This window comes from Mesorhizobium sp. M00.F.Ca.ET.216.01.1.1 (genome assembly GCF_004010325.2).
Lineage (GTDB): Bacteria > Pseudomonadota > Alphaproteobacteria > Rhizobiales > Rhizobiaceae > Mesorhizobium.
This window is the reverse complement of the sequence record NZ_SADR02000043.1, coordinates 21,065-27,901: the sequence shown is the minus strand read 5'-3', so window position 1 is coordinate 27,901 and position 6,837 is coordinate 21,065. Positions and strand designations below refer to the sequence as shown.

Genomic DNA, 6,837 nt, shown 5'->3' with positions numbered 1-6,837 from the left:
AACCTCGTGCGATCAATCGACGACAAGCGAAGCATCAAGCTGCGCCGAAAGCGCGCTGCAAGAAACAACAAATACCTCGAACAGATCCTCCAACCTTCAATCCGTTAACCCGGATTCAAAGCCGTGGGAGACATGCGGCGAGGGCGGCCAGCGACCAAGCAAGGGACGCCAGAAACCGTTGGCGGTCACTGAGACCAGCACAGTTGCAACAGTCCCAAAAGACAAAACCCGCCGGACAGGGTCCAGCGGGTTTTGGAACCGGCGACGGGAAACCCGTCTGCTGCGGCTCTGGCTTTGTGAGCATGATCCGGCCTTGCGACCGGACCATGCCTGAAATCAAAGCGCCTTGCGAGCGATCCTCTCGATATCGCCGCGGTTGATGCCGAGATCGCTGAGCTGACGTGCATTCAGCTTGTTCAGTTCGCGCACGGTTTCGTTGTAGATGCGCCAGTTGCGGAAAGCGCGGATCGGGTTCATGGCAGTCCTCCATTGTTTCTATGGCGTGTAAATAGGCATCGCCGCCTAAGAATTGAACAGACGCTTTTGCATAGCCGCAATGCAATTGCTGCATTGCACCATTAAGCCTTCGTTCAGCTTGTTTCGTGCTGCTCAGCCGACGTCGAGCACGATCTTGCCGATATGCTCGCCATCCTCCATCCGCTCATGCGCCCGCCAGGCTTCCTTGAGCGGGAAGATCATGTCCATCACCGGCGCAACCTTGCGCGTGCCGAGCAGCGGCCACACCTGCGCCTCCAGCGCAGCGGCGACTGCCGCCTTGAACTCCACGGTGCGTGGTCTGAGCAACGAGCCGGTATGGATGAGCCGCTTGGCCATGATCTTAAAGAAATCGGCGCTCGCCACCGCTCCGCTCTGCGTGGCGATCTGGACGATACGGCCTTCCACTGCCGCAGCCTCGTAGTTTCGCGCCACATAGTCGCCGCCGACCATGTCGAGGATGACATTGGCGCCCTTGCCGCCGGTTGCCTCCTTGACCGCGGTAACGAAATCCTCCTCCCGGTAGTTGATTGCCCGATCGGCGCCGAGCTTCAGGCAGGCGTCGCATTTCTCCTTACTGCCGGCGGTGGTGACGACATAGGCCCCGAAAGCAGCCGCCAGTTGGATCGCCGTGGTGCCGATGCCGGACGAGCCGCCATGCACGAGCAGCGTTTCGCCGCTCTTCAGGCCGCCGCGCTCAAACACATTGTGCCAGACGGTGAAGTAGTTTTCCGGCAGCGCTGCCGCTTCGGTGTATGTAAAGCCGGCAGGCAGCGGCAGCACACTGCCGGCATGCACCTTGACGTATTCGGCATAGCCGCCGCCCGGGGTCAACGCACAGACCCGGTCACCAACCCGCCAGCGCGAAATCTCATCGCCAAGTGCTGCCACTTCGCCCGCCGCTTCCAGGCCCGGCAGGTCCGATGCGCCGGGCGGCGGCGGATAGACGCCCTTGCGCTGCTGCACATCAGGCCGATTGACGCCGGCGGCATGCACCCGGATCAGGATCTCGCCCGAACCGGGCATTGGCACGTCGCGCGTTTCCGGTTTCAGCGCCCGCGGCCCGCCGGGCTCCGAGATCGCGATGGCCGTCATCTTCGCCGGAATTTTCTGTCCGCTCGCCATGACCTGTCCCGTCCTGATTCGGCCGATCTTATGCCGGCTGTTTGCATCGACGCCCCTGCCCTATGTATGCTCATCGGCAGATCAGGCAAATGGCAAATCAGGGAGGAGCGACGATGGCGATCTTCGACGACGAACCCAAAAAGAAAGCACGCCCGCACGAGATCGGGCAGGATCTGTCGCTGCTTTCGGTCGGCGAGTTGTCGGAAAGGATCGGCATCTTGCGCGACGAGATCGCCCGGCTGGAAGCCGAACTCAAGACCAAAAGCGCCACCAAGTCGGCGGCCGAGGCACTGTTTCGCCGCGAATAATTTCTGCGGACAATTCTAGAGCCTAAATGCCTGCCGCCGAAATACCCGAATGCGACTGTCATCAGTCCTGCCACGAAACCCCAGCCGGATCAAAAAATGTTCGCTACCTACAGGCCGATCCTTTCGCTGCTTCGCGGCACCGCATTCCTGCTGGCGGCATCCGGGCTGCACGGGCTGCTGTTGCCGCTGCGCGGTCAGATCGAAGGCTTCTCGACCGCATCGCTCGGCCTGATGGGCACGGCCTGGGCCGGCGGCTTCGTCACCGGCTGCTTCTTTGCACCGCGCATCGTGCGCCGCGCCGGCCATGTCAGGGCATTCGGCGCCTTTGCTGCATCGGGAGCGATCGTCGCGCTGCTCACCGGCCTGATCATCGACGAATACGTTTGGATCCTACTGCGCGCCTTCACCGGCTTCACCATGGCCGGCGCCTTCATGGTCATCGAAAGCTGGCTGAACGAGAAAGCCACCAATGAGAACCGCGGCACCGTCTTCGGCCTTTACATGATGGTCACCTATGCCTCGATCATGGGCGGCCAGATGATCGTCGCCGGCGGCGACGTGAGATCGGCCTCATTGTTCATGATCACCGGCATCCTGTTCTGCCTGTCGCTGATCCCGACCGCCGTCTCGACGGCTTCACATCCCAAGCCGCTGCAGGACGTCTCGCTCGACGTCAAGGGGCTCTATGTCAATTCGCCGGTGTCGGCGATCGCCTGCGTGCTGATCGGCATTGCCAATGGCGCCTGGGGTACGCTTGGCGCCGTCTACGGCGCCCGCATCGGCATTTCCACGGCCCAGATCGCGCTGATGATGAGCCTCGTGGTCATTGCCGGCGCTGCCATGCAGCTCCCGGCCGGACGTGTCTCCGACACGACCGACCGTCGCTTCGTGCTGGCTGGCGCGGCCTTTGGCGCGGCGCTGTTCGCCGTTGCCATCTTCCTGTTCGAACCGCGCTCCGGCGTCTTCGTCATAATCCTCACCGCCGCCTACGGCGCCTTCGCCTACACGCTCTATTCCATCGCCGTGGCGCATGCCAACGACCATGCGCGATCGGAGGACTTCGTCAAAGTGTCGGGCGGCCTGCTGCTGCTCTATGGCTTCGGCACGATGATCGGGCCGTTGCTGGCTGCTGGACTGATGGGCTGGATGCGCCCCGAAGGCATGTTCCTGGCAACGGCGCTCGCGCATCTTTGCCTGGCGGGCTACACGCTGCTGCGCATCAGCCGCCGCGCGCCGGTGCCGATCGAAGACCGCGACGCCTTCAAGACGCAACCGGCCGACCGCTCCGTCACACCGGAAGCACTGCGGCTCGATCCGCGAAGAAAAGCTGAAACCGACGGTTGAGATTCGAAATGCTTTGCCTCACAAATAAGGCATGATGCTTTCCGACGCCTTCATGGCGATTGCCGATCCCAACCGGCGCTACCTTCTCGAAGAGCTCCGGCGCGGCCCGAAGACTGTCAACGAATTGGCCGCAGGGTTGCCGGTATCACGCCCGGCCGTTTCGCAACATCTGAAGGTGTTGCTCGATGCCGGCCTGGTCAACGCCAAGCCCGAAGGCACAAGGCGAGTCTATACTGTCAGCAATGCCGGCTTCCTGAAGCTCAACATCTGGCTCGATCAGTTCTGGGAAGCTTAGGCCACAGCAGCCAGCGACGCACCCAGCGCATCGAGCAGCGCGCCCGTACCATGCTCGCGGGTGGCCGGGTCATCATGGCCGTCGAGAAAGGCGCCCTGCTCGGTCAGTACCAGCCGGGTGCCGTTGCCTTCGGGACGAAGCTCGATCGTCGCCAGCGACACCGAGATGCGGGTGTCGCCAAACAGCATCTCGTAGATGTAGACGATACGCTCGTTCGGCACGATGTCTTGGTAGGTGGCGTTGAAGGTGTAGATAGATCCATCCTTCGGGCCGCCGGCATTGACCTCCTTGCCGCCGACGCGAAAGTCCATCTCGTGCCTGCTGGGCATCGGATTGTCAGGGTCGGCGAACCAGCGCTTCTTGGCAGCCGGATCGCTGAGCGCGAAATAGACTTTCGCCGGCGCTGCCGGATAGCTGCGTTCGATGACGAAGGTGGAATGGACGACGGATCGTTCGGTCATCATGGCCTCCTGAAGATTACCTCGACGATTGATTTGCGCGCATGACTAAGCGCTCCAGCTTGGACGCGTCTGAACACGGGCGAGCCAACGATGGAGGTGGACGAGCGAGTCCGGAATGTCGGCACCGAAGAATGCACCAAGCCACGCCGCCACGGCCGCAGTGATGTCGGCAACCGAATACTGATCGCCTGCGATGAACCGGCGGCCATCGGCGATCTCGCGGTCAAGCCACGCCCACTTTGACGGAACGGCTTTGCGCTGCGTTTCGGCGAAGGCTGGGAACTGCACAACTCGTTCCGCAAACATCGGGTCCGAGTGCTGGGCAATGCTGCCGATTGTGCCGAAGATCTCGATCTCGGCGCGGCGGTTCCACATCTCGATCTTGCCTTGACTGACGGCATCCGCGCCGAACAGCGCCGGCGCCGGATGAAGAGCCTCCAGATAGCGGCAGATGGCGATGCTTTCGGTGATCACCGTGCCGTCATCGAGCACGAGCACGGGAATCTGGCCGAGTGAATTGAGTTCAAGAAATTGCGGTGCCTTCTGCTCGCCCTTTGTGAGGTCGACGTTGACCCGCGGAAGGTCAATGCCCTTCTCGGCCATGAAGATGCGAACACGGTAGGAATTCGGGCCAATGCCGCAGTAGAGTTTCATCGTATCCTCCCGATTTTTCCACTGGTTCTCTGGCTCAGGTTGCGGCGCTCACGCGCGCTGCAAATCCATTCGAAGGTTTTCCAGCATCCGGCTCATCATCGCCTCCTTCAGTCGGTTTCGTCCTTGGTTTTGGCAAGAAAGTCGCCCAGCCGATCGGGCCGAAGTTCCCAGGTGAGGCGCCGTTCGTTGATCCAGTGTTCGGCGGTCCTCAGCGCCTTCGGCTCGATCCGGCAGGTGCGCACCCGGCCGAGCTTTTCGGTGCGGACAAGGCCGCTCGCCTCCAGCACGTTTAGGTGCTGGACGACGGCCGACAGCGACATCGCCAGCGGCTCGGCCAGCTGGCTGACCGAGGCGGGGCCGCGCGACAGCCGCTCCACCATGTGCCGCCGTGCCGGGTCGGCGAGCGCCTGGAACATCAGGTCGAGTTGGGCAGGATCGTGCAGCATCGGCGTCAGCCGTTGTTGTAGGGAAAAAGCTTGAAATAGGGCTGCGCTTCCTCGATCACGCGTGCGACCGAGGGGCGCTGCAGCAAGCGGTCATGGTAACGTTTCACCGCTGGATATTCGTCGCCGAAAGGCTCGACCTTGTTGGCGTAGAACAATGCTGGTGCTGCGGAGCAATCGGCCATTGTGAAGGCTTCACCTATCGCCCACGTCCTCGACTGCATGTCCTTTCCGATGATGGCATAGGAGCTGCGCAGCTGGGCGCGGGCCTGCTCGACGCCGAACGGGTCGGTCTTGCCCTCCGGCCGCAGCCGGTCGCCGACGATCTTCTGCATCGGCTCCTGCACATAGAAATCGTAGAAGCGGTCGGCGAGGCGGGTCTCACGGGCGAGATCGACATCGGCAGGGATCAGCTCGACCGGCCCCGGATAATGCGCATTGAGATATTCGATGACGATCGTCGATTCCGGTACCGTACGGCCCAGCGCCTCGTCGCGCAGCACAGGCATCTTGCCGACCGGCCACAGCTTCAAGAAGGCCGCGCGCGACTGTTCATTGCCGAGATCGACGATGACCGATGTGAATGGCGTGCCATTCTCGTAAAGCGCGATCAGCGGCTTCCAGCAGAAGGACGCCAGCGGGTGAAGGTGCATCGTCAGGAACATTGCTTTGCTCGATCTTTTCCTTGGTTTGCCGGTTTGGTTCTGTGCCGGACACCAAACACTGAAGTATTTGCTTAACTATTGTGCGGATGGAGCGTGTCAAGCCCCAGATCCGCCGCTTACTCGGCTTGGGTATGAGCTACGATGGCGGGGACAATCGTCGCCCAATCGTCGGGATGCAGTTCGTGGCCGCCGCCGTCAATTCGGACAAGTCTGCCGCCTGAAACCGTCTCGGCAAGCGCGGCGCCATGCTCGACCGGAAAGATCGGATCCTCGGTACCGTGGATGACGAGGAGCGGCGTCTTGAGATCGTGCAGGTGGCCATTCCAGTCCTGACCGCCCTTGAGCATGAAATGATTGGTCGCGCTCAAGAAGCCGCCGGAACGATCGTAATCCCGTTCGACGAAAGCTCTCGTCCGCTTCTCGTCGAATGGATGCGCGCTGCCGGTGAGCGCCTGCGCGTCCTTGACGATGAAGTCGATCGCCTGGCCACGGTCCGACCAGTCGACCTTCGCGCCCTCGGCCGAATGTTCCATGTAGGCCTCGGTAGTCCCCGGCAGATGCGACGTGTCGATCCCCAAGGGCGAACTGCTGATCACCGTCAGCGAGAGGACGCGCGAAGGGTACTTCAAGGCGACCAGCTGCGCCATCATGCCACCCATCGACATGCCGACCACATGCGCTTTCCCGATGCCATGACCGTCGAGCACACGGATGGCATCGTCCGCCATATCGTCGAACGTGTAAGGCGGCTCGCCCGGCGCATATTTGGTCGAACGGCCGGTATCGCGATTGTCATAGCGGACCAATAAGCGACCTTCGCCGGCCAGCTTCCGGCAGAACGCCTCCGGCCACCAGAGCATGGAAGCCATGGCACCCATGATCAGCAGGACGGGTGGATCGGCGGGATCGCCGAATGTTTCGAATACGATTTCCGGTTGTTCAGCATTCCTCATAGTCTCCTCGCCGCGCTTCAAATCCGATTGCATTTTGCAATCAGTTGCACGATATTAAAACTGATACGATAATGCAACCAGTTTTTTTGGAGAC

Annotated in this window: 10 protein-coding genes; 3 read left to right on the top strand and 7 right to left on the bottom strand. The window is 61.5% G+C overall.

Translation table 11 applies throughout. The features are described 5' to 3' along the window. Positions 1 to 336 precede the first annotated feature (336 nt). Together EN859_RS33080 and EN859_RS33075 are read right to left on the bottom strand one after the other, a co-directional pair. Positions 337 to 477, bottom strand: a complete 141-nt coding sequence (locus EN859_RS33080) for a DUF1127 domain-containing protein (protein WP_127856835.1) — start codon at positions 475 to 477, stop codon at positions 337 to 339. Positions 478 to 609: 132 nt separating this feature from the next. Next, positions 610 to 1,620 carry an NAD(P)H-quinone oxidoreductase gene (locus EN859_RS33075; protein ID WP_127856834.1) on the bottom strand — a complete coding sequence of 337 codons (1,011 nt, stop codon included), beginning with the start codon at positions 1,618 to 1,620 and terminating at the stop codon, positions 610 to 612. Between the two features lie 113 nt (positions 1,621 to 1,733). Between EN859_RS33075 and EN859_RS33070 the strand changes: the two genes are divergently transcribed. From EN859_RS33070 to EN859_RS33060, 3 genes are all read left to right on the top strand, one after another. Beyond that, entirely contained in the window at positions 1,734 to 1,928 is a 195-nt protein-coding gene (locus tag EN859_RS33070; protein WP_127856833.1) for a DUF1192 domain-containing protein, read from the top strand. A 96-nt stretch (positions 1,929 to 2,024) separates the two neighbouring features. Beyond that, a complete protein-coding gene (locus tag EN859_RS33065) occupies positions 2,025 to 3,272 on the top strand; it encodes an MFS transporter (protein ID WP_127856832.1) in 1,248 nt (415 codons plus the stop codon). 31 nt (positions 3,273 to 3,303) lie between these two features. Then, a complete protein-coding gene (locus tag EN859_RS33060) occupies positions 3,304 to 3,567 on the top strand; it encodes a metalloregulator ArsR/SmtB family transcription factor (RefSeq protein ID WP_127856831.1) in 264 nt (87 codons plus the stop codon). Here EN859_RS33060 and EN859_RS33055 read toward each other — a convergent pair. The 5 genes from EN859_RS33055 to EN859_RS33035 form a co-directional block, all read right to left on the bottom strand. Beyond that, positions 3,564 to 4,028, bottom strand: a complete 465-nt coding sequence (locus tag EN859_RS33055; RefSeq protein WP_127856830.1) for an SRPBCC family protein — start codon at positions 4,026 to 4,028, stop codon at positions 3,564 to 3,566. The two genes, EN859_RS33060 and EN859_RS33055, sit on opposite strands and share 4 nt — an antisense overlap. Positions 4,029 to 4,073: 45 nt before the next feature. Next, positions 4,074 to 4,682 (bottom strand): glutathione S-transferase family protein, encoded by a 609-nt coding sequence (locus EN859_RS33050; RefSeq protein WP_127856829.1) that lies wholly within the window; start codon positions 4,680 to 4,682, stop codon positions 4,074 to 4,076. A gap of 107 nt (positions 4,683 to 4,789) precedes the next feature. Further along, a complete protein-coding gene (locus tag EN859_RS33045) occupies positions 4,790 to 5,128 on the bottom strand; it encodes a metalloregulator ArsR/SmtB family transcription factor (RefSeq protein WP_127856828.1) in 339 nt (112 codons plus the stop codon). A gap of 5 nt (positions 5,129 to 5,133) precedes the next feature. Next, positions 5,134 to 5,790, bottom strand: coding sequence for a glutathione S-transferase family protein (locus EN859_RS33040; RefSeq protein ID WP_127856827.1), 657 nt, complete (start codon positions 5,788 to 5,790; stop codon positions 5,134 to 5,136). A gap of 116 nt (positions 5,791 to 5,906) precedes the next feature. Then, positions 5,907 to 6,743, bottom strand: a complete 837-nt coding sequence (locus EN859_RS33035) for an alpha/beta hydrolase (RefSeq protein ID WP_127856826.1) — start codon at positions 6,741 to 6,743, stop codon at positions 5,907 to 5,909. Positions 6,744 to 6,837: the final 94 nt, after the last annotated feature.

What these genes read in the sequence shown, in the direction of transcription:
- EN859_RS33080 (WP_127856835.1), bottom strand. Translation starts at nt 477, where the DNA reads ATGAACCCGATCCGCGCTTTCCGCAACTGGCGCATCTACAACGAAACC.
- EN859_RS33075 (WP_127856834.1), bottom strand. Translation starts at nt 1,620, where the DNA reads ATGGCGAGCGGACAGAAAATTCCGGCGAAGATGACGGCCATCGCGATC.
- EN859_RS33070 (WP_127856833.1), top strand. Translation starts at nt 1,734, where the DNA reads ATGGCGATCTTCGACGACGAACCCAAAAAGAAAGCACGCCCGCACGAG.
- EN859_RS33065 (WP_127856832.1), top strand. Translation starts at nt 2,025, where the DNA reads ATGTTCGCTACCTACAGGCCGATCCTTTCGCTGCTTCGCGGCACCGCA.
- EN859_RS33060 (WP_127856831.1), top strand. Translation starts at nt 3,304, where the DNA reads ATGATGCTTTCCGACGCCTTCATGGCGATTGCCGATCCCAACCGGCGC.
- EN859_RS33055 (WP_127856830.1), bottom strand. Translation starts at nt 4,028, where the DNA reads ATGACCGAACGATCCGTCGTCCATTCCACCTTCGTCATCGAACGCAGC.
- EN859_RS33050 (WP_127856829.1), bottom strand. Translation starts at nt 4,682, where the DNA reads ATGAAACTCTACTGCGGCATTGGCCCGAATTCCTACCGTGTTCGCATC.
- EN859_RS33045 (WP_127856828.1), bottom strand. Translation starts at nt 5,128, where the DNA reads ATGCTGCACGATCCTGCCCAACTCGACCTGATGTTCCAGGCGCTCGCC.
- EN859_RS33040 (WP_127856827.1), bottom strand. Translation starts at nt 5,790, where the DNA reads ATGTTCCTGACGATGCACCTTCACCCGCTGGCGTCCTTCTGCTGGAAG.
- EN859_RS33035 (WP_127856826.1), bottom strand. Translation starts at nt 6,743, where the DNA reads ATGAGGAATGCTGAACAACCGGAAATCGTATTCGAAACATTCGGCGAT.